General features: G+C 66.0%; 18 protein-coding genes. 14 read left to right on the top strand and 4 right to left on the bottom strand.

The window, feature by feature from the left end; translation table 11 throughout:
- Positions 1-51 precede the first annotated feature (51 nt).
- Positions 52-771 carry a lysophospholipid acyltransferase family protein gene (locus DBZ45_RS09500; protein ID WP_111903675.1) on the top strand — a complete coding sequence of 240 codons (720 nt, stop codon included), beginning with the start codon at positions 52-54 and terminating at the stop codon, positions 769-771.
- Between the two features lie 75 nt (positions 772-846).
- Positions 847-2,238, top strand: coding sequence for a class II 3-deoxy-7-phosphoheptulonate synthase (locus DBZ45_RS09495; RefSeq protein ID WP_111903674.1), 1,392 nt, complete (start codon positions 847-849; stop codon positions 2,236-2,238).
- Positions 2,239-2,342: 104 nt separating this feature from the next.
- On the opposite strand, the gene DBZ45_RS09490 is transcribed toward DBZ45_RS09495, so the two are convergent.
- A complete protein-coding gene (locus DBZ45_RS09490; protein WP_440130511.1) occupies positions 2,343-4,496 on the bottom strand; it encodes a PASTA domain-containing protein in 2,154 nt (717 codons plus the stop codon).
- A gap of 196 nt (positions 4,497-4,692) precedes the next feature.
- A complete protein-coding gene (locus DBZ45_RS09485) occupies positions 4,693-6,009 on the bottom strand; it encodes a lytic transglycosylase domain-containing protein (protein WP_111903672.1) in 1,317 nt (438 codons plus the stop codon).
- A 250-nt stretch (positions 6,010-6,259) separates the two neighbouring features.
- Between DBZ45_RS09485 and DBZ45_RS09480 the strand changes: the two genes are divergently transcribed.
- Complete coding sequence (locus tag DBZ45_RS09480) at positions 6,260-6,613, top strand: Rv2175c family DNA-binding protein (RefSeq protein ID WP_111903671.1); 354 nt, start codon at positions 6,260-6,262, stop codon at positions 6,611-6,613.
- 54 nt (positions 6,614-6,667) lie between these two features.
- Here the strand turns inward: DBZ45_RS09480 and DBZ45_RS09475 are convergent, their stop codons facing one another.
- On the bottom strand, positions 6,668-7,762 hold the full coding sequence (locus tag DBZ45_RS09475; RefSeq protein ID WP_111903670.1) for a polyprenyl synthetase family protein: 1,095 nt from the start codon (positions 7,760-7,762) through the stop codon (positions 6,668-6,670).
- Positions 7,759-8,316 carry a hypothetical protein gene (locus DBZ45_RS09470; RefSeq protein WP_223256998.1) on the bottom strand — a complete coding sequence of 186 codons (558 nt, stop codon included), beginning with the start codon at positions 8,314-8,316 and terminating at the stop codon, positions 7,759-7,761. Before DBZ45_RS09470 ends, DBZ45_RS09475 begins: the two co-directional genes overlap by 4 nt.
- A gap of 141 nt (positions 8,317-8,457) precedes the next feature.
- Between DBZ45_RS09470 and dinB the strand changes: the two genes are divergently transcribed.
- From dinB to ftsW, 11 genes are all read left to right on the top strand, one after another.
- On the top strand, positions 8,458-9,618 hold the full coding sequence (gene dinB, locus DBZ45_RS09465; protein ID WP_440130510.1) for a DNA polymerase IV: 1,161 nt from the start codon (positions 8,458-8,460) through the stop codon (positions 9,616-9,618).
- A gap of 315 nt (positions 9,619-9,933) precedes the next feature.
- Positions 9,934-10,305 carry a DUF3040 domain-containing protein gene (locus DBZ45_RS09460; protein WP_111903668.1) on the top strand — a complete coding sequence of 124 codons (372 nt, stop codon included), beginning with the start codon at positions 9,934-9,936 and terminating at the stop codon, positions 10,303-10,305.
- 402 nt (positions 10,306-10,707) lie between these two features.
- Complete coding sequence (mraZ, locus tag DBZ45_RS09455; protein ID WP_111903667.1) at positions 10,708-11,136, top strand: division/cell wall cluster transcriptional repressor MraZ; 429 nt, start codon at positions 10,708-10,710, stop codon at positions 11,134-11,136.
- Positions 11,137-11,310: 174 nt separating this feature from the next.
- The gene (rsmH, locus tag DBZ45_RS09450) at positions 11,311-12,309 is read left to right on the top strand and encodes a 16S rRNA (cytosine(1402)-N(4))-methyltransferase RsmH (protein ID WP_111903666.1); all 999 of its coding nucleotides are present in this window, start codon (positions 11,311-11,313) and stop codon (positions 12,307-12,309) included.
- Positions 12,306-12,971: a hypothetical protein gene (locus tag DBZ45_RS09445; protein WP_111903665.1), complete on the top strand. Its 666-nt coding sequence runs from the start codon at positions 12,306-12,308 to the stop codon at positions 12,969-12,971. Before rsmH ends, DBZ45_RS09445 begins: the two co-directional genes overlap by 4 nt.
- A gap of 44 nt (positions 12,972-13,015) precedes the next feature.
- Positions 13,016-14,824: a peptidoglycan D,D-transpeptidase FtsI family protein gene (locus tag DBZ45_RS09440; protein ID WP_111903664.1), complete on the top strand. Its 1,809-nt coding sequence runs from the start codon at positions 13,016-13,018 to the stop codon at positions 14,822-14,824.
- Positions 14,825-14,906: 82 nt separating this feature from the next.
- The gene (locus tag DBZ45_RS09435; RefSeq protein WP_111903663.1) at positions 14,907-16,565 is read left to right on the top strand and encodes a UDP-N-acetylmuramoyl-L-alanyl-D-glutamate--2,6-diaminopimelate ligase; all 1,659 of its coding nucleotides are present in this window, start codon (positions 14,907-14,909) and stop codon (positions 16,563-16,565) included.
- 6 nt (positions 16,566-16,571) lie between these two features.
- The gene (locus tag DBZ45_RS09430; RefSeq protein WP_111903662.1) at positions 16,572-18,044 is read left to right on the top strand and encodes a UDP-N-acetylmuramoyl-tripeptide--D-alanyl-D-alanine ligase; all 1,473 of its coding nucleotides are present in this window, start codon (positions 16,572-16,574) and stop codon (positions 18,042-18,044) included.
- Positions 18,041-19,150: a phospho-N-acetylmuramoyl-pentapeptide-transferase gene (gene mraY / locus DBZ45_RS09425; protein WP_111903661.1), complete on the top strand. Its 1,110-nt coding sequence runs from the start codon at positions 18,041-18,043 to the stop codon at positions 19,148-19,150. Before DBZ45_RS09430 ends, mraY begins: the two co-directional genes overlap by 4 nt.
- Positions 19,132-20,751, top strand: a complete 1,620-nt coding sequence (murD, locus tag DBZ45_RS09420; RefSeq protein WP_111903660.1) for a UDP-N-acetylmuramoyl-L-alanine--D-glutamate ligase — start codon at positions 19,132-19,134, stop codon at positions 20,749-20,751. The genes mraY and murD overlap by 19 nt, the downstream gene beginning before the upstream one ends.
- Positions 20,752-20,753: 2 nt before the next feature.
- The gene (gene ftsW / locus DBZ45_RS09415; protein WP_111903659.1) at positions 20,754-22,085 is read left to right on the top strand and encodes a putative lipid II flippase FtsW; all 1,332 of its coding nucleotides are present in this window, start codon (positions 20,754-20,756) and stop codon (positions 22,083-22,085) included.
- The last annotated feature ends 4 nt before the right edge of the window (positions 22,086-22,089 follow it).

The following is a 22,089-nucleotide window of genomic DNA, read 5'->3' as shown; positions in this document are numbered from 1 at the left end:
CGCCGGGCCCTTGGAACGCCCGGGCGGTGGCCGTCCGGAGAGGTAAGACACGTGTTCTATTGGGTCATGAAGCGGATCTTCCTGGGGCCGGTGGTCCGCACTCTTTTCCGGCCATGGGTCAAAGGGCTGGACAACATTCCGTCCGAGGGGGCGGCCATTATCGCCTCCAACCACCTTTCATTTTCGGACTCTATCTTCATGCCGCTGATGGTGCCGCGGCCGGTCATTTTCCTGGCCAAATCCGAGTACTTCACGGGCAAGGGGCTCAAGGGCCGGTTGACCGCCATGTTCTTCCGGCTGACCAACCAGCTCCCCATGGACCGTTCCGGGGGCGCGGCCTCGTCGGCCTCGCTCGATGCGGGCATGGATGTACTAACCCACGGCGGACTGCTGGGCATCTACCCCGAGGGCACGCGCAGCCCCGACTCGCGGCTGTACCGCGGGAAGGTGGGGGTGGCCAGGCTGGCCCTCCAGGCCGGTGTCCCCGTCATCCCGGTGGCGATGATCGGAACGGACAAGGTCCAGCCCATCGGCAAGCGTCTGCCGAACATCCGGCGGATCGGCATGATCTTCGGCAAGCCCCTGGACTTCAGCAGGTACGAGGGCATGGCCGATGACCGGCTGATCCAGCGGTCCGTGACGGACGAGGTCATGTACGAGCTCATGCGGCTCTCCGGGCAGGAATACGTGGACGAGTACGCCTCGGTGGTCAAGCTCAGGCTGGCGGGGAAGGCCGGGCCGGAGGAGACGGATACGCCCCGGTCAGCCTGAGTGTCTGTGACGCAGGGGCCGGGCGCATGACAGTCCGGGTGTCCCGAGCCGGTCCGGCCAACTACTCTTAGTAGTGTGACTGAGCTATCTGCAAAACCTGCCTCTTCCCTGACCAGCACTTCACAGAGCGGTGCGGCCAACTATCCCGGACTCGACAACTGGCGGGACCTTCCCATCTCCCAGCAGCCGAGCTGGCAGGACTCCGAGGTCTTCAACGCCTCCGTCAAGGAGCTGTCGGCGCTCCCGCCGCTCGTTTTCGCTGGCGAGGTGGACATCCTCCGCGAGCGTCTCGCCGCGGCAGCCCAGGGCAAGGCCTTCCTGCTCCAGGGCGGTGACTGCGCCGAAACCTTTGAAGGTGCGACGGCGGACAAGATCAGCGCACGCGTGAAAACGATCCTACAGATGGCAGTGGTCCTGACCTACGGCGCGGCGATGCCCGTCATCAAGATGGGGCGCATGGCCGGCCAGTTCGCCAAGCCACGCTCCTCCAACGACGAGACACGTGACGGCGTGACGCTGCCGGCATACCGGGGCGACATCGTGAACGGCTACGAATTCACGCCCGAGTCGCGTGGCCACGACGCCAGCCGCATGCTCCGCGCCTACCACACCTCCGCTTCCACGCTGAACCTCATCCGGGCATTCACCCAGGGCGGATTCGCAGACCTCCGCCTGGTGCACACCTGGAACAAGGGCTTCACCGAGAACCCTGCCCACGCCCGCTACGAGTCCCTCGCGCGCGACATCGACCGCGCCATCAAATTCATGGCATCCTGCGGCGCCGACTTTGAAGCCCTGAAGCGGGTTGAGTTCTTTGCCAGCCACGAGGCCCTCCTGCTCGACTACGAGCGTGCTCTGACCCGCATCGACTCCCGCACCGGCCTGCCCTACGGCACCTCCGGCCACTTCCTGTGGATCGGCGAACGTACCCGCGAGCTGGACCATGCCCACGTGGACTACCTGTCCCGGGTCCGCAACCCGATCGGCGTCAAGCTGGGCCCGTCCACGTCCGGCGACGACGCCCTGCGCCTCATCGACAAGCTGGATCCCGAGCGCGAACCCGGCCGGCTCACATTCATCACCCGCATGGGTGCCGGCAACATCCGCGAGAAGCTCCCGTCCCTCGTGGAAAAGGTCACCGCCTCCGGCGCCAAGGTCCTGTGGGTCACGGACCCGATGCACGGCAACACCGTCACCTCACCCAACGGCTACAAGACCCGGAATTTCGACGACGTCATCGACGAGGTGCGCGGGTTCTTCGAGGTGCACCATGCCCTGGGGACGGTTCCGGGCGGCCTGCACGTCGAAATGACCGGGGATGACGTGGCCGAATGCCTCGGCGGCGCTGACCCCGTCGACCAGGAAGCGTTCCTCGACCGCTACGAGTCGGTCTGCGATCCCCGGCTGAACCACATGCAGTCGCTGGAGATGGCGTTCCTCGTGGCGGGCGCGCTCACCCGCCGCTAAGCCGCCCTGCATTAAGCTGCCCTGGGCAGATCCAGCAGCAGAACGAAAGACCGGCGCCGGGAGCACAGACCCCCGGGCGCCGGTCTTTTTGTTCGTCGTCCCTGTTACACCACGGTCAGGGTGATGACGGAGCCTTCGGGTACCTCAGTGTCCACGGGATCCTGGTCCCGCACCGTGCCGAAGAAACCACCCAGGATGTTGTTCACACGAACCTCGAAGCCGCGTTTCCTCAGTGCCTCAACTGCGTCTTCCACCTGCTTGCCGATGTAGCTGGGGACCTTCACGAGCTTGGGCCCTTCGGAAATCGTCAGGGTGACCGCTTGGCCCCTTGTCAGTGTCCCGGAAGCAGGTTCCTGGCTGACCACGGCCCCCCTCGGGATGTTCTTGTCGTGCACCGTCTTGTCCTCCACCACAGCTTTGAGGCCGGCAGCTTCAATCGAGCGGACGGCCTCATCCTGGTCCTGTCCGCGCACGTCCGGCACCGGAATGGGCTGCGGGCCCTTCGAAACTGTGAGGCTCACCGGCGTGCCGTGCCGCACCGGCGTTCCCGCAGCCGGGGCCTGGCCCAGGACCGTTCCTGCCGGGATCTCCTCGTCGAATTTCTCGGTGACTTTACCCAGCGCCATCTCGGCGCCGTTAAGCGCTTCCTTGGAGGCATCGAGCGTCTTGCCCGTCAGTTGCGGCAGGGGAAACAGCTGCGGACCCTTGGAGACGAACAGCGAGACCTGCTGGAATTTGCGGATTTCCGTTCCGGCGCCAGGTTCGGATCCCACCACGAGGCCGGCCTTGACGTCGTCATCGAATACGTCCTGGGTGCTGGACTGGAAGCCTGTGTCCCGGAGCAGTTGCTGGGCCTCCGCCACTGTCCTGTTCGCCACGGCCGGCACGGTTCCGGGGGAGCCCGGTCCCATGCCGAAGAACCATCCCGCGCCGGTGGCAAGGAGGGCGAGGAGCACTAGGACAACAATCCAAAGCGCGCCCCTGCGGCGGGAATTGCCCTCCCGGAGCGTCCGGACGGGAGTGGCCGCGGCGCGCGATCGTTCCTTTTGTTCGTGGCGGTCCAGTTTCCGCTGTTCCCGCTTGCTCAGGGGGAGCGGCGCCGCCTCCGCCTCGTCGTCGTCGAATTCGTAGGACGGGAGGACCGGGCTGGACTTTGGCGAGACGGGTCTTGGAGAGACAGGCGGTGGAGAGACAGGGGAGGAAAACACGGTGGTCGGGTTGCTGGTCCGTGAAATGACTTCGGTGGGGCGGCCCTGGGGGACGTCATCCCCGTGAATGGGTGCCAGCAGCTCCGTATGGTTTCCCTGGTCTGTTTGGTTTGCCTGGTTTCCCTGTGCCGGGCCGCCCGGCGCTCCCTGGCCGGGCGGGTTTCCCGGCATTCGGGACGGCATCCGGGCAGGTGCGGGCGGGGCGCCCGTGCCGCGCGGGCCGGCGTCGGTGACTGTGCCCGCCGCCGCGGCCGCCTGAATGGCTGCAGGCGGTTGGAGATCCAGTTCGGAGTCGGTGAGGTTGGTCCGGATGTGGCGGAGTTCCGCCAGCAGGGCGTTGCCGTCCACCGGCCGCTGCTCGGGGTCGCTGGCGGTGCACCACAGTACGAGTTCATCCACCTCTTCGGCGAGCCCGGGAACCAGGCCGGAGGGAGCGCCCACAGTGGAATTCACGTGCTGGTATGCCACCTGGATGGGGACGTCGCCCTCGAACGGCTGGCGTCCGGTGAGCATCTCAAACAGCATGATGCCCGTGGCGTAGATGTCGCTTCGCGCGTCGGCCGCTTTGCCAAGGACCAGTTCCGGCGAGAGGTAAGCGATGGTGCCAATCAGGGCGCCTGTGCTGGTTGTGGTTGTCACGGCGCGTGCGAGCCCGAAGTCGCCGATCTTGATCCGGCCGTCGTCGGCGATCAGGACGTTCTCCGGCTTGACGTCGCGGTGGATCATGCCTGCGGCATGGGCAGCCCCCAGGCCTTCCACCACCGGATCGATGAGTGCCAGGGCCAGCCGGGGGGACAGTGCGCCCTTGCTGTTGATCACGTCGCGGAGGGTGTGCCCCTTGATGTACTCCATCACGAGATAGGCGGTGTCTCCGTCGTGCCCCTGGTCGAGGACGCCCACCACGTGCGGGTGTGAGAGCTTTGCGGCCGCCCGTGCTTCGCGGGCCAGGCGGTCGAGGAAATTGCCGTCGTTGACGAGGTGGGGATGCAGGACTTTCAGGGCAACATCACGGTCCAGCCTCTGGTCCGTGGCCACATAGACGGTGGACATCCCGCCCCGCGCCAACCGGGACTTCACCTGGTAGCGGTTGTCCACCAGCGACCCAACGAAACTGCCTAGAGCGTTTTCCTGCACTCTTCGATACTAAGTGCTGCACGGAAACGGGTCCGAATCAACATGCGATCCGGACCCGTATCGTTATGCTCCCCGAGGCCGGCGTGGCCCGGCCCTGAGGCCATTCAGGGAATCAGCTGAAGGTCCTGCGGTGGGCCTTGATGGCCGCCACATAGTGCTTCGTGTCCGTGTACATTCCGTGCTTGTTGACCGAGTACTGGCCCTGGTAGTAGCCGGCGATGGCGTAATCCAGGCTCTTGCTGGTCCTGATCAGCTGGCGGATGATTGCAACTCCGGCCGTGGCGTTGTCGTACGGGTCAAGCAGGTTCAGCTTCCGGCCCACGAGGTCGGATGCCCATTCGCCGGAGGAGGGGATGACCTGCATGGTGCCGATGGCGTTGGCCGGTGACACTGCCCGCTGGTTGAACCCGGATTCCTGGTAGGCGAAGGCCTGCGCCAGTGCCGGATCCACGCCCATCCGCCGTGCCGTGTCGGCCACGATGGACTGCATCTGGGCCAGGGACGGAACCGGCGAGGCGTTGAGCAGGGCCTTGTTTTTATTGGCTGAGCTGACAACGGCTGCCGGGTAGGTGTAACCGAGGAAGGAACTGGGCACCAGCGGCGTGACGCTGGATGCTGGCTGGACGGAGCCGGTCTTTCCGGGAATGGCGAGCTTCTGGCCGGGGTAGATCACGCTGGTGACCTTCAGCCGGTTCGCGGACAGGATGGTCGCGAGCTTGACGCCGTGCCTGGATGCGATGCCGGACAGTGTGTCCCCGGACTTGATGACATACGAGGCTGAGGGGGCGGCAGCCGGTGCTGCCGCCTTGGCCGGGGCCGCCGCGACAGCGGTGCCGGCACCGAGCCGGATCTTCTGGCCGGGGTAGATGATCGATGACACCTTGAGTCCGTTCCAGCTGAGCACTTGGGAGAGCCTGACTCCGTGCCGCCCTGCGATGCCGCCCAGCGTGTCGCCGGACCTGACGGTGTACGTCCTGGCAGCGGTGCCGGCGGGCGCAGCAGCCCTAGCCGCCGGAGCGGCAGCAGCCTTCAGCTTGATCCGCTGCCCCGGGTAGATTACGGAGTTTGACTTCAGGTTGTTGAGCTTCAGCACGGCAGTGGTGCTCAGCCCGTACCTGCCGGCGATGCCGCTGACCGTGTCCCCGCGGACCACCGTATGGACCGTCGGCGTGACGCGGGTGGGCTGAAGGCCGGAAGGAAGCGCAGCCGGCACGGAGGCTGCCGGGATGATGCCCGCTTTGACTGCGGCCGCCTGGGCCTCGATGGCGGCGGCGAGTGTCGCGGGCACTGTCGTGGGCTGGACGTCGGCCGTTGCGGGCTGGGCGACCGCGAGGGAGGAAAGCATGACGGCAGGGAGCGTGGCCGTCGTGGCCGCGATCAGTGGCAGGCCCGGCCGGGGTGACTGCTTGGTGGAGCGGGTCGTCGTCATGGGAAAGATCCTCTTCTCAGCGGCGAATGCTGTCGGTCATGCCAGTTGCTCGTGATACTTATGTTACTGGTGTTAGTCGTGTTGCAAATGTTATCTATGTGAATCTCTCACGATTTTCCGGATAGCACAAGAAACAGATTTCAGCCGGAAAGTCCGCTCGGCTGGGAGTGTCGGGCGCGAAATTGGAGCGCGCGCACACGCGCGCCGTTTCGACTAGGCTTGCGGGCGCCCGCCATGGCAACCTTGACCCGTGAGTACTGTAGAAACCCTCGTAGGCGACTGGCTGCCCCTGCCCGATGTTGCCCAGTTGCTGGATGTGTCCATTACCAAAGTCCACGGACTCCTTGACGAGCGCGCGCTGGCAGCCCTGCGGATCGGGGAACGCCGGATTCGATCGGTGCCCGCGGCATTCCTTCAGGACGGTCACGTCGTGGACAGCCTCAAGGGCACCATCATTGTGCTGGCAGACGCCGGCTTCTCGGACGAAGAGCTTATCGGCTGGCTCTTTACCCCTGACGAGTCACTGCGCGGGCGGCCCATCGATGCCCTCCGCGAGGGTCGCAAGACAGAAATCCGCCGCCGGGCGCAGTCCCTGGCCTGGTAAGAGAAACCCAGCGTGGTAATCAACCCAGCCTGATAAACGGGCCGGGCCAGCCGATTAGGCGGCCCGGCTCACTGTCGCCTCAGCCAGCCGGCGCAGTGCGGTCTTGGGGAGGTCTTCCAGCGGCAGAAGCTCGAGGGCTGCGTAGGCCGCGGCGCCGAACTCCTCGATCAGCACCTCCGTGGCCTGCAGCGCTCCGCAGTCCGCAATGATCCGGCGGATCTCGGCCACGTCGTCCTCGCCCAACTCGGGGCTGCCGAGCTTCGAGTCGATGAACGCGGACTCCTCGGGGGTGGCCAAATCCAGGGCGAAGGCCACGAGCACCGTCCGCTTGCCCTCCCGGAGGTCGTCTCCCGCGGGCTTTCCCGTGGTCACCGGGTCCCCGAAGACGCCCAGGACGTCGTCGCGAAGCTGGAAGGCCTCGCCCAGGGGGAGCGCAAACGCGGAGTAGCCCCGGAGCAGTTCGTCAGAGGCCCCGCCGAGCGCCCCGCCCAGGGCAAGCGGATGTTCCGTTGAGTACTTGGCCGACTTGAAACGGATGATTGACTGGGCGCGGCTGACGGCCCCGGCGCGGTCCCGGACCGGCCCGGCCACCTCTTCGAGGATGTCCAGATACTGGCCGGCCATGACCTCCGAACGCATCAGGTTGAAGATCAGCCTTGCCCTGCTTCCTGAGGCCGCCGTTGCGCCGATGTCGGTGAAGGCTTCCTCGCTGAAGGACAAGCACAGGTCGCCGGCCAGGATGGCTGCGGCGTGGCCGAAGCGTTCGCTGTCGAGGGCCCAGCCCTGGGACTCATGGAGCTGGATGAACCGGCGGTGCACGCTGGGTCCGCCCCGGCGGGTGTCCGACCGGTCGATGATGTCGTCGTGGATCAGGGCGGCGGCCTGGAACAGCTCAAGGGCCGCGCCTGCCGTGATGATGTCCTCGGCGGAGGCGGGGCCACCCGCTCCACGCCATCCCCAGTAGCACATGAGGGCGCGCAGCCGCTTGCCGCCGGTGACCAGATTGGAGATGGATCCCATGATGGGATCGATGTCCGGCGAGATTGCCGTCATGATCGACTGCCGGGTGGTCAGGAACTCTGTCAGCTTTCCCGCCACGGCGGCCACGAAGTCCGCCTGCTCCACGCGAAGCTGCTCGGCCACCATCACTTGACGGACTCGGGAGTCACGTTGGCGCCGATGGTGAAGGTTGAAACGCCGCCCGTTGCGGGGACGGCGATATTCACGGTCTCGCTTCCCGCGCGGACGAAGTCCTTTGACGCCACACTTCCCACGGCGTTGCCGGGAACAGCCGTAAAGCCCTGCCCCTCCAGGGCTTTGGTGTAATAGGCGACGACGGCGGCCGGCTTGGCGGAGATGGAGCCAACCAGTGCGACAGTGGCCGGGGAGGTTGACTTATCGAAGCTGCTGGCCACCACCTTGGCCCCGGGCATCACGGGCACAAGCTTTGACGGGAAGCCGGCTACGAGCGCTCCCACGGTGGCCGACGTGCCGGGGGACGCAGACGGGCAGGCGGCTGCCGTCGGGGACGCCGTGGCGGCTGCTGTGTGCGTTGCCGCGGCAGCGGCGGAGGCCGATGCCGTCGCCGCCAGCGTTGCGGAACCGGGCGCCTGTGCCGTGCACGCTGACGCCGCCGCCACTACGGCCGCTCCAGCGGCGAGCAGCCCAAGGCGGGCAGGCATGAGCGTTCCAATGACCTTCACAGGTGCGGTCCTCCTGGGTGTTGATGCCGGATTCAGCCTCCAGTTTAGTCAGGTGCAGGGCATAGGATTGCAGATGTGGGGCCGGACGACGACAGAGAGCAGGCGGAAGCGCGGCTGCGGGAGCTTCGGCGGGCGAGCATCATGCACGTCGATATGGACGCTTTTTTTGTCTCAGTTGAACTGCGCACCCGACCTGATCTGCGTGGCCGGCCGGTGATAGTGGGTTTTCCGGCGGAGCGTTCCGTGGTGCTGTCCGCTTCGTACGAGGCGCGCAGATTCGGCGTGAAATCGGCGATGCCTATGGCCGTGGCCCACCGGCTGTGTCCGCAGGCCGTCATCATCGAGCCCAGGCACAAGCTGTACTACGAAGTCTCCGGCCAGCTGATGGGCATCTTCGAGTCCATCACCGAGCTCGTTGAGCCGCTCAGCGTGGACGAGGCGTTCCTTGACGTCGGAGGGGCCATCCGCAGGCTTGGTCCGCCGAGTGACATAGGGCAGCTGATCCGGAGAAGGGTTGCCAGCGAGCTGGGCATCACGGCGTCCGTGGGGATCGCCGCCAGCAAGTTTGTGGCGAAGATCGCTTCCACCCGGTCCAAGCCGGATGGGCTGCTGCTCATCCGTCCGGAGCAGACCGTCCCGTATCTTCACAGCCTTCCGGTCAACGCACTGTGGGGTGTTGGAGGCAAGACGGCGGAAGTGTTGGCCCGCATGGGAATCCGTACCGTGGCGGATGTCGCCGCGACGCCGGTCTCCTCGCTCAAGAAGGTGCTGGGCGCCACGGGCGAACACGTCCACCGGCTCTCCTGGGGTATCGACAGCCGGGCTGTTACCCCGGTGCGGGTGGAGAAGAGCATCGGAGCGGAGGAAACGTTCGCCTCGGACACGGCGGACGATGCCCTGCTGCACCGGGAGCTGCTGAGACTGTCCCACCGCACTGCAGAGCGGCTGCGCGCTTCCGGGCTGGTGGCCCGGACGGTGGCGCTCAAGCTGCGGTACGCCGATTTCTCGACGGTGACCCGAAGCCGCACGGTCCACACGCCGCTGGACAGCGCGCAGCTCATCTATGCCGTGGCCATCCAGCTGCTGGAGTCGCTGGGCAGCCGGCCCCTGTTGGTCCGGCTGGTGGGCGTCCGTGCGGAGCAGCTGGAAGCGGCCGCCCAGACCTCCCTACAGCTGAGCCTGGACCGGCGCGACGACAACTGGCGGGCGGCTGAACAAGCACTGGACAAGGTGGCAGAGAAGTTCGGCAGCAAGTCCGTGCTTCCGGCCCGGCTGCTTGAGTCGGGAAGCGGCAGCCCCTGACGTGATTCCGGCGACACCCCCGGGTGCGGAAACCGTGTTCATGGCCGTGGATCAGTGTCAGGTCAGGGCCCGGGCGGTTTTGCCGCCCATGAACAGCGTCTTTCAGAACAGCGCCCAACAAACTATCCTTATAGATACAAAGATTTCGAACGTCTGGACATGTGGGGATCACCTGACCCGCCGCGTCAGTATGCTTGAATTCCTGGATCTGCCAAGCTGGCAGGACCGGGAACCTGGATGGCATGCCGGTCGTTGACGAGGCAGGAACAACCGGTTCCGGCCTGTCTGGACGTTGGCCTACTTAAGGAGGTCGTGATGCCGCTCTCGGAGCACGAACAGAAGCTGCTCGAGCAACTCGAGAGGCAACTGCATGAGGACGATCCCAAGTTCGCCAATTCCATGGGCTCGGATCCCGGCCGCAGCTGGTCCACCCGGCACATCGTGATTGGCGTACTGGCCACGCTGGCCGGGGTGCTGCTCCTCCTGGTAGGGGTCTCCCTCCAGAACATATTTGTAGGGGTCCTCGGGTTCGTCGTCATGGGTGCCGGAGTTTACTTTGCCACGATGCGCAGCGTTGCGGCGGGCAAAGCGAATGCCGGCGGGCATGGCAGGAAGTCCAAGAGCAAGAGCTCCTTTATGAACAGCCTCGAGGAACGATGGGATGAAAGGCGCCGCGGAGAGTCCTGAGCCCGCGCTCCACTTCCCACCACCTCCACTTCGCACCACCCTCCACAGCGCACCACCGGACCCATCCCGGGTGGGCGTCAATAGTCCAGGAATGACCCGCTACGGCGGGTCATTTCGCTTTAACCCGGGGAACTGTGCCTGTTGACCCGCGGACCTGGTGCCCGAAGCCGATGTTCCCGGGCCAATGCCGCCCGGCCGACACCGCCGGAGCGGCCCAATTTCCCTCCACTTCCCACCCTCGGGCGAAATCCCCGCCATTCCGCGGAAACATGTTCGTTCCGGTAGCAGGGAATTGCCCGCGTCGCGTTGACTGTGGGGAGAAGTGGAGTAAAGTGGAGCGCGTAAGAGGGTAGTGGCAGCGCGGGGGTTGTTCGGCTTCTGACGGCAGACGGGCGGTGGGACGTGTTCCTTGGGACACACTCGCCGCGTCTTGACGAAAAGGGCAGGATCATTCTTCCCGCCAAGTTCCGTGAGGAGCTGGCCGGCGGACTTGTTCTCACGCGAGGCCAGGAGCGCTGCATCTACGTCTTCAGCGAGCAGGAATTCGCGAGGGTACACGAGCAGATCCGGGAGGCTCCGATCTCCAACAAGTCCGCTCGTGACTACATCCGGGTTTTTCTCTCTGGAGCCTCGGACGAGGTACCTGACAAGCAGGGGCGCGTGACCATACCTCCCGCGCTCCGGGAGTATGCAGGGCTCGGCAGGGAGTTGGCCGTTATTGGCGCCGGCACCCGCGCGGAGATCTGGGACGCCCAAGCCTGGAGTGAGTACCTGGCGGAGAAGGAAACCTCCTTCTCTGAAACTGACAATCCCATCGCCGGCATCCTTTAGGCCGGCCCGAACCCGTTTGCGTTTCTTGGACGAGATCTCCAGCCGCCCATCCCGGCCGACTACCTGGCTCACTTCCCCGGAGCCAGGCAGCCAACGGGATAGGCGCGGATGGGGATCTGGCCCAAGAAACCACCCCCAAGGAATCATTCCCGGCGCTCAAGGAAGGACGAAGGCATGACAGAACCCGACCAGCCGAAGCCCACGTCCGAACGCCATGTACCGGTCCTGAAGGACCGGTGCATCAATCTTTTGGCGCCCGGATTTGAGGCAGCACGCCTGCGCGGTGAGACGCCGGTAGCCATTGATGCCACGCTCGGCATGGGCGGGCACTCCGAAGCCATGCTCCAGCGCTTTCCTGACCTGCACCTGGTGGGCATCGACCGTGACGAAGAAGCCCTGGCGCTGGCGGGCGAGCGGCTCAAACCCTTCGCGGCCCGCACGGACCTGGTCCACGCTGTGTACGACGAAATCGCCGAGGTGCTGGATGACCTCGGCATTCCCGAGGTCCACGGTATCCTGATGGACCTCGGGGTCTCGTCCCTGCAGCTCGACGAGCGCGAACGCGGTTTCGCGTACTCCTTTGACGCGCCCTTGGACATGCGGATGGACACCAGTCGTGGCCAGACGGCGGCGGACGTCGTTAACAATTACAGCGAAGAGGAACTGGTCAGGATTATCCGAAAGTGGGGTGAGGAAAAGTTCGCGGGGCGCATCGCCAACAGGATCGTTGCCGCCCGGTCAGCGAAACCGTTCACCACCACGGGGGAGCTGGTCGAGCAGATCAGGGCGGTGGTTCCGGCTGCCGCAGCCAAGTCCGGCGGACATCCGGCCAAGCGCACCTTCCAGGCCCTGCGCATCGAGGTCAACGAGGAACTCGAAGTCCTCGAGCGTGCCGTTCCTGCGGCGGTGGATGCCATCGCGCTCGGCGGCCGGATCGTCGTGATGTCCTACCACTCCCTGGAAGACAAGATCGTCAAGGGCGTTTTCCAAACCCGCTCCAAATCATCAGCTCCGCTCGGCTTCCCGGTGGAGCTTGAAGAACACAAGGCCGAACTCAAAACCCTGACCAAGGGCACCGAGGTGCCCACCGCCGTCGAGATCGCAGAGAATTCGCGCGCAGCATCAGCCCGGCTGCGCGCAGTGGAACGCATCAGAGCCAGGAGAGCAATATGAGCACCGCAGCTGCCAGGAACCTCGCCCTTCCGTCCGGCCCCAGCGTCCATGACATAGAGGCCGGGCTTCCGGGGTCGGCCCGCAAGGCTCGCACCCCGCTGTCCCTGGTCCGCTCCGCACCGGCGAAGCGCCGCGCGCCCTTCGTTGTTCTCTGCTTCGGCATGCTGGCGGCTGCGCTGATAGCGGTGCTGGTGCTCAACATCACTGTTTCCACAGCGCAGTACCAGTTGGTCAAGCTCCGTGCCGAACAGACCAAGCTCACCAAAGAGAACCAGGACCTGACACAGCAGGTGCAAAACTTTGAGGCTCCCCAGAATCTGGCTGCCAAGGCCGCACAATTGGGGATGGTTGCTTCTACCGGCAAGGGACAAATTGATCTTTCCACGCTGACCGTGAGCGGGGATGCCAAGCCGGCGGTCAAGGGAGACACGGCAGGAGCGGTGATCGCCGCGCCTGCCGTCCCGGGACAGCTGAATGTGGTCCCGCCTGCCAGCTCAGGCGAGCCGCTGGAAAGCAGGGCCCCGGCTGCCGGTGAAACGGCAGCTGCCCAGCCGGAGGCCCCGGCTGCTGCGAAGCCGGCCGAGCCGGCGGCTGCGGCCAAGCCCGCGGCCCTTAACGGCGGCACCATTCCGGCGCCGGAGCAACGGACGCCGGGGCAGTAGGGCAGGAACAGGCGGCTGGTAGCCCGCATGGCAAGCAGTAGGGGATGAGCGTGGCGCAAGGCAAGAGCAAGGCAAGCAAGAAGAAGGTTGCTAACGCCACGAAGAGGCTCCGCCTCGGACTCAGCATCATGCTTGCGCTGCTGGTGGTTGTCGGGGGAAAGCTTTTCCTGGTGCAGGGACTGGACGTCGGCGGCATGGCTGAAGCTGCCCTGGACAACCGGCTGCGCCCCACCGTGCTGCCGGCCGAGCGCGGCAGCATCCTGGACGCCAGCGGAGCAGTGCTGGCGAACAGCGTGATCCGCTACAACATCACTGTTGACCAGTCTGTAAACACCAAGACTGAATCCTTCAAGCGCCTTGAAAAGGTAAACGGGAAGGACGAAATCGTCACCGTTTCCCGGGACCAGGGGATCGCCGAGCTTGCAGCCGTCCTTGGCATGGACGCCGAGGACGTGCGGAAATCAGTCACCGGAACCAGGACCTACTACATCGTGGCCAAGGACCTCCGGCCCGACGTCGAAAACCGGGTATCGGAACTGCAAATCCCGGGTATCTTCTCGGAGGGAACCAGCAAGCGTGTCTACCCGAACGGCTCGGTGGCCGGCGGCATTGTGGGCTTCCTTGAGAACGGAACCACCGGCCAGGCCGGCCTCGAGCAGACCCAGGACGAAATACTGCGCGGCACTGCGGGCAAGCGCGTGTTCGAAATCGGCGCCGACGGCCTCCGTATTCCCGTGGGCATCGACGAACTGACGCCCGCGCAGGACGGCAAGGACGTCAAACTCACGCTGAACTCCGACCTCCAGTATTTCGCCCAGCAGGCCATCCAGACCCAGGCGGACAAGCTCAGCGCCGAGTGGGGGGTCATCATCGTCTCGGATGTGAAGACCGGCAACATCATCGCCATGGCCGACACCAATACGCCCGATCCCAACGACCCCGGCAAGGTGGCCGCGAAGGACCGTGGCGTCCGCTCCGTTACCGCCGCTTACGAGCCCGGGTCTGTGGAAAAAATGATCACGGCCGCCGCCGTCATCGAAGAGGGCAAAGCCAAACCGCTGGACACGTTCGTTATCCCGCCGTCCCTGGTGGTGGACGGCCAGCAATTCGACGATTCCTTTTCCCACGGGACAGAGAAGCGGACCCTGGCGGGCATCCTGGGCTGGTCCATGAACACGGGCACTGTGATGGCAGGCCAGCGCCTCAGCAAAGACCAGCGGCACGACTGGCTGCAGAAGTTCGGAATCGGTGAGGCGCCGGAGATCGGCCTGCCGGCCGAGGCGAAGGGCATCCTGACCCCGGCCGACCAGTGGGACGGGCGCCAGCAGTACACGGTGCTGTTCGGACAGGGTGTCTCACAGTCGACACTCCAGACGGTCCGCGCCTACCAGTCGATCGCCAATGACGGTGTGATGCTGCAGCCGAGGCTCATCGACAGCTACATCAGCCCGGACGGAACCGAGGAAAAGGTGGCGGCCAAGCCGTCCCGCAGGGTGGTCTCGGAGCAAACGGCGCAGCAGGTGAGGGACATCCTCGAAAGTGCCGTCACCGAGGGCCAGATCAAGGAGGCCGCGATCGACGGCTACCGGGTCGGAGCCAAGACCGGTACCTCGCAATCGCCCTGCGACGACGGGACCGCCGGCTTCTGCGGGTACACCGCCTCGATGGTGGGGATGGCGCCGATGGACGATCCGCGGTTTATTGTGGAGGTGGTCCTGCAGCGTCCCAAGGGGTCCATTTACGGGATCACCAACGGGCCCGTGTTCCGTTCGGTCATGAGCCAGGCACTGCGGACGTACAACGTTCCGCCGTCCAAGGGCACGCCCGTCAGGCTGCCGCAGTTCGCTAAGTAACGCCCGCCAAGAAAGACCGCGGTACACCTGAACAAACAGTTCTGTCGTGTCCGCTGGTCCGCTAGCACCAACGGAGATCCAGTTGTCACAGCACCATGACCCCGGCACTGCCGACGCCCCGGAGGGGCAGGCATCAAAGAGCAGCTTCCGGCCCACTGCCGTCGCCGCCGTCGAACTGGGTGTCATCGGCCAGTCAGTGGGTGTTCCCGTGCCCCGGGCCTCCGAGTCCGTTCAGGTCACCGGCATCTCGCTCGACTCCCGCTCCGTGGAACGCGGAGACCTGTATGTTGCCCTGCCGGGGGCGGCACGGCACGGTGCCGACTTCGCCGCGACGGCGATCGGGTCGGGCGCGGCTGCGGTACTGACGGACGACGCCGGCGCGCGGCTTCTTGCCGTCGGCTCCGACCTCGCCGTGCCCGTGCTGGTGGTGGCGGAGCCCCGCAGCGTGGTGGGCCGCCTGTCCAGGCTGATCTACCGGAGCCAGGACGCCGATCTCCCGGGCCCCTCGATGTTCGGCGTGACGGGCACCAACGGAAAAACCACCACCACGTACTTCATCAACGCCCTGCTGCAGGCGATGGGCAAGAAGACCGGACTCATCGGCACCATTGAGATCCTGGCCGGCGGGGACCCGATTCCGAGCCTCCTGACCACCCCGGAATCCACCGATGTCCACGCCCTGCTTGCCCTCATGCGGGAACGCGGCCTTGACGCCGCCTCCATGGAGGTCTCCTCGCACGCTGTGTCCTTCCGCCGCGTGGACGGCGTGGTCTTCGACGTCGTCGGTTTCACCAACCTCACCCAGGACCACCTGGACCTGCACGGCACCATGGAGGAGTACTACCGGACCAAAGCGGAGCTGTTCACCGCCGAACGCGCCCGTGCCGCCGTCGTGACGGTCGACGACGAATGGGGACGGCGGCTTGCCGGCCAGACTGAGCTTCCGGTCACCACGCTCGCAACCCTCCAGCCCGGCAGCGGGGCGGCGGCCGGATCAGCAGCCGCTGACTGGACCGTCACCGCCCCCAAGCCCCGCGGCCTCGGTACGGAATTCACGCTTCGCGGCAACGGCACGGAACTCCGCGTACACACGGGCCTGCCCGGGGCGTTCAATGTCTCCAACGCGGCGCTGGCCCTGACCATGGTGCTCGCCGGCGGTGCAGACCCCGCCGAAGTACAGGCAGCACTCGATGCCAGGGATCCGTTCACCGTGGCAGTGCCCGGCCGCATGCAGCTGGTCGCCACCAGGCCGGCCGCCGTCGTCGACTTCGCGCACAACACTGATGCACTGGCACGCGCTCTGGAGGCCGCCCGGTCCCCGGAGCCCGCGTCCAAGGTGATCGTGGTTTTCGGCGCCACCGGCCAGCGTGACCAGGGCAAGCGCCCTGCCATGGGCGCGACAGCAGCCCGGCTCGCTGACGTCGTGATCGTCAGCGACGATGACCCCCATGATGAGGACGCCGCGGCCATCCGCTCCGAGGTGCTGGTGGGTGCGACGGACGCCAAGGAAGCCGAGCGGCTCGACTGCAAAATCATGGAAGTTTTCCCCCGCGATGCTGCCATCCGTGAGGCCGTCAACCTGGCCGCTCCGGAGGACACCATCCTGGTTGCGGGGCGCGGGCACGAAGTGTGGCAGGAGGTCAAGGGAGTGAACCTTGCCCTCGACGACAGGGTGGAACTACGGAACGCCTTGACGGCACGAGGATTCACCGTTCTCCAAGACGACGGGATAGAGTCCTAGACCGACATGATTGAACTTACTGCGGCGGAAATCGCCGAAATCACCAACGGCCGGCTGCTTGCCGACCCCGGCCTCACCCCCGCATCCGTGGTGACCGACTCGCGGGAGGCTGTCGCCGGCTCCCTCTATGTCGCCAAACCGGGCGAAAGCGCAGACGGACACAGCTTCGTGGGCGCGGCCTTTGACCGCGGCGCGGTTCTGGCACTCACCGAACGCGAAATCAAGGACGACGCCGGCCGGACCTATCCGTCCGTCGTCGTCGAGGATGCGGTGCTGGCCATGGGCGCCCTTGCGGCAGAGGCGGTCCGGCGGATCAGGCAGCACCGTGAGTCGGCGGGCCAGCAGCTGACCGTCATCGGCATCACCGGTTCGGCAGGCAAGACCACCACCAAGGACCTGCTCGCGGGTATCCTGTCGGCCGAGGCGCCTACCGTTGCACCCCAGGGTTCCTACAACGGCGAGGTCGGCGTGCCCCTTACCGTGTTCCAGGCGGGCTTTGACACCCGGTTCCTGGTCATCGAGATGGGGGCCACCGGCATCGGACACATCCGCTACCTGGCCGACATGGTCCGGCCGGAGATTGGCGTGGTGCTCGGCGTCGGAACAGCCCACGCCGGGGAGTTCGGCGGCGTGGAAAACATCGCGGCCGCCAAGGGCGAGCTCGCCGAGGCCGTACCCGCCGCAGGCACCGCTGTGCTGAATCTTGACGATCCCCGTGTTGCCGCCATGGCCACCCGGACCCGCGGCGCTGTTCTGGGCTTCTCTTCCCGGGATGCTGATCCGGACGCTCCTGCTGTCCGGGCCGCCAAACTGGACACCAACGCCTCGGGCAACCCGGAGTTCGACCTCGAAGTGCCGGGGGAGCCCACGGTCCGGGTCAGCAGCAAACTCATCGGCGAACACCACGTGGCGAACCTCCTTGCCGCCGCGGCCGCCGCGCATGCGGCCGGCGTACCGGCTGACAGGATCAGCGCATCGCTGAGCTCCCAGTCTGCGGCAAGCCGCTGGCGCATGGAGCGGACCGAACGGCCCGACGGCGTCACGGTGATCAACGACGCGTACAACGCCAACCCGGAATCCATGCGGGCGGCCCTGCGCACGCTGGCCGACCTTGGCCGCGGACGCCGCACCTGGGCCGTGCTCGGGGCCATGCTGGAACTGGGCGACGATTCCATCCGCGAGCACACCGCCGTCGGCACGCAGGTGGTGCGGCTGAACATCTCCCGCCTCCTGGTGGTGGGCCGGGAAGCGCGTTCGCTGTACGTTTCCGCCGTTCAGGAAGGGTCCTGGGGCGATGAATGCATCTTCGCCGAGACTGCTGATGAGGCCTACGAAGTGCTCCAGGAGCAGCTCGAACCCGGCGACCTGGTGCTCTTCAAGTCCTCGAACAGCGTGGGACTGCGCCATTTGGGCGATCGGATAGCATTACCCCCACGCGCCACCCCCACAAATGCCAATGAAGGGAGCGAGCTGCTGTGATTGCACTGCTGATCGGCGCTGGCCTGGCCCTGCTGCTGGCTCTGGTGGGTACGCCGCTGTTCATCCGCCTGCTGGTCCGTAAGAGCTATGGCCAGTTCATCCGCGACGACGGACCCACCTCCCACCACACTAAACGCGGCACGCCCACCATGGGCGGCACAGTGGTGGTGGGCGCAGTCCTGCTGAGCTACGGCCTGACGCACCTCATCATGTGGCTCATGAACCCCCGGTCGGCCGGGCCGTCGGCCTCGGCGCTGCTCCTGCTGTTCCTGATGGTGGGGATGGGCCTGGTGGGCTTCCTGGACGACTTCATCAAAATTTCACGGCAGCGCAGCCTCGGCCTGAACGCCAAGGCGAAGCTGATCCTCCAGGCAGCGGTGGGCATCATCTTCGCCGTCATGGCCCTGTACTTCCCGGATGCGGACGGCCTGACCCCGGCGTCCACCAAGATCTCGCTGGTCCGTGACATCCCGTGGCTGGACCTGGCGTTCGGCGGCACCGTGCTTGGTGCGATCCTCTTTGTGCTGTGGTCAAACCTGATCGTCACCGCCGCCACCAACGGCGTCAACCTCACCGACGGACTGGACGGACTGGCTGCGGGCGCCGCGGTGATGGTCTTCGGCGCCTACACGCTGATGGGCATCTGGCAGAGCAACCAGGCCTGCGGATCGCCGCGTCAGGCGGGTGGCGGCTGTTACTCCGTCCGGGATCCGCTGGACCTGGCGCTTCTTGCGGCCATCATGAGCGCCGCGCTGGTGGGCTTCCTGTGGTGGAATACCTCACCGGCCAAAATCTTCATGGGCGACACGGGCTCCCTCGCGATCGGCGGGGCCATCGCAGGGTTCGCCATCCTCTCCCGCACCGAACTGCTCCTCGCCTTCATCGGTGGCCTGTTCGTCCTCATCACGCTCTCCGTCATCATCCAGGTGGGCTACTTCAAGGTGACCAAGGGCAAGCGTTTCTTCAAGATGGCGCCGCTGCAGCACCACTTCGAACTCAAGGGCTGGGCGGAGGTCACCGTGGTTGTCCGGTTCTGGATTCTCGCCGGCCTGTTCGTCGCCGCGGGCCTTGGCATCTTCTACGCAGAATGGGTGGTCCTCCTGTGAACGGCTCCGATACCTCCGCTGAACTGTCCGGTCCGGCCCTAACGGGTCCGGCAAGGCTCAGCGGCCTGGTCAGCTGGGACTCCGACTGGGCCGGACTGCGCGTCGTGGTCACCGGGATCGGTGTCTCGGGCTTCGCGGCCGCGGACACGCTGATCGAACTCGGCGCCCGCGTGGTGGTAGTCGACGGCGCCACCACGGAAACTGCGCAGGCCAAGGCGGACACGCTGCGGATCGTGGGCGCGGCCGACGTCCTCCTGGGGGAGGAGGCTGTCCGCTCCCTGCCAAAGATCGATGGCCTGAAGCCGGACCTCGTGGTCACCTCGCCCGGCTGGCGTCCGGACCAGGCCCTGCTCGCGGCTGCCGCCCGTGCCCACATTCCGGTCTGGGGCGACGTCGAACTCGCCTGGCGCCTGCGCGTCCGCGAGGGCCGGAAGACCGCCGACTGGCTCACCATCACCGGCACGAACGGCAAGACGACGACGGTCGGCCTGACGGAATCCATGCTGCGGGCTGCGGGCCTGAAGGCGATCGCAGTGGGCAACGTCGGCACGCCCATCCTCGATGCCCTGCGTGACCCTGTGGAGTACGACGTCTTCGCGGTGGAGCTCTCCAGCTTCCAGTTGCACTGGTCCGATTCCGTCTCGGCGGTGGCCAGCGTGTGCCTCAACGTCGCTGAGGACCACGTGGACTGGCACGGCTCCTACGAGTCCTACCTCGCCGACAAGGCCAAGATCTACGAAAACACGCAGAAGGCCTGCATCTACAACGACGAGCAGATCGAAACCGAACGCATGGTGGAGGACGCTGACGTGGTGGAGGGCTGCCGCGCCGTCGCGTTCACCACCCTCACGCCGGCCATCAGCATGCTCGGCGTAGTGGAGGGCCTGCTCGTGGACCGGGCCTTCATCGCCGAGCGGAAGGACAGCGCCGTCGAACTGGCGTCCATGTCTGACCTCGGCCCGGTGGCCCCCCGCCACATGGTGGCCAACGCCCTGGCCGCCGCCGGCCTGGTACGTGCCTACGGCGTCAGCCCCGAGCACGTGCGCGAAGGACTGCAGGCCTACATCCCCGGAAACCACCGCATCCAGCCGGTCGCCAAGCAGCACGGCGTTCTCTGGATCAACGACTCCAAAGCCACCAACCCGCACGCCGCCGCCGCCTCCCTGGCCGCCTTCGACCCCGTGGTGTGGATTGCCGGCGGCCTGTCCAAGGGCGTCAGCTACGACGACCTGGTCCGCGACCATGCACGCCGCCTGAAGGCTGTGGTGCTCATTGGCAAGGACACGGCGTCACTGCAAGAGTCCCTGCAGCGACACGCACCGGATGTCCCCGTCATCCGGCAGGCGGCAGGCCACACTGAAATTGTGCAGTCTGCCGGAACCGGACATGACGCCGCACCGGATTCAGCCGAAACCGGGGAGGCAGTGATGGCACGGGCCGTCGCATCGGCGGCACAGCTCGCCGCCTCGGGTGACACTGTGCTGATGGCCCCGGCTGCTGCATCCATGGATCAGTTCTCTTCCTACGCTCACCGTGGCGACGCCTTCATTGCAGCGGTCCGCGAGCTCGTGGAAGGGGAGGCCCGGACCGGCAAGGAGTAATAATGGTCAGCACACCCGCACGTCCCGCGGCCGCCCGGCAGCGGGCGGGGGCGAAACCCGGACCGGGTGCTGCACCGAAGACTCCGGCATCCACGATTCCCACGAGCGGCCGGCTGCTCCGCTGGTACAGGCGCTTCTGGACCGCCCTCGAGGGAAACGGCAAGTCGCGCAACGGCTCCACCTACTACCTCATCCTTGGCACCACGCTGGCCCTGACCGCCATCGGCATCATGATGGTGCTCTCGGCGTCCAGTGTGGAGGCTATTGCCGCGGACAAGTCGCCCTACGGGGACGCGCTGAAGCAGAGCCTGTTCGCCGGTCTGGGCATCTTCACCATGTTCGTGCTGTCCCGGATCAATGTGGTGTGGCTGAAGCGCCTTGCCTGGCCGGCGGTCGGCGTTGCACTGGTGCTGCTGGCCCTCGTGCTGGTCATTGGCACCAGCGTCAACGGCAACAAGAACTGGATCGACGTCGGCGGGTTCTTCACCCTGCAGCCTTCCGAGGCCGCCAAGCTTGCCCTGGCCCTGTGGATGGCCACCGTGCTGGCCAAGAAGGCGTCTCTGCTGCACCAGTGGGGGCACGCCGTGGTCCCCGTGGTGCCCATAGCCGGCGGGATCATCGGACTCGTCCTGGTCGGAAACGACCTCGGCACCGGCATGATCATCATGCTCATCACGGCCGCCGCCCTGTTCTTCGCCGGGGTGCGCCTCTACCTGTTCGGGTTCGCGGCCCTGGGCCTGGGCGCGGTCATAGCGTTCATGGCCATGACCAGCTCCAACCGGGTCTGCCGCATCACGTCGTGGTGGACCGGCCAGAGCTGCGGCGACGGCATCGACGCCAACTACCAGTCCACCAACGGCCTCTACGGGCTGGCGTCGGGCGGCTGGTTCGGCGTCGGGCTCGGGCAGAGCAGGCAGAAATACAGCTGGATCCCCGAAGCCCACAACGACTTCATCTTCGCCATCATCGGTGAGGAATTCGGGCTGGTGGGGACCGTCGTCGTCCTGGTCCTGTTCGCCATTCTGGGCGCCTCCATCTACCGGGTGGTGGTGGCACAGGAGGACCTGTTCCACCGGGTCCTTGCCGGAACGATCATGGTGTGGCTGCTAGGCCAGGCGACGGTCAACATGGCCGTGGTCACCGGCCTGATGCCGGTGATCGGCGTCCCGTTGCCCTTCATCTCCTACGGCGGCTCGGCGCTGCTGATGTCGCTCTGCGCGATCGGCGTAGTGTTGTCACTGGCCCGGGAACAGATGGCGCCCAACATCCGGCCCCGTAAACTGCTCGGCCCGTGGCGGCTGCCCGGGCGCAAGAAATCCCGTACGAAAGCGTAACCAG

Origin of the sequence: Arthrobacter globiformis (genome assembly GCF_003261175.1) — a bacterium.
In the GTDB taxonomy this organism is placed as follows: Bacteria; Actinomycetota; Actinomycetes; order Actinomycetales; family Micrococcaceae; genus Arthrobacter; species Arthrobacter globiformis_A.
This window is presented reverse-complemented; position numbering and strand designations above follow the sequence as displayed.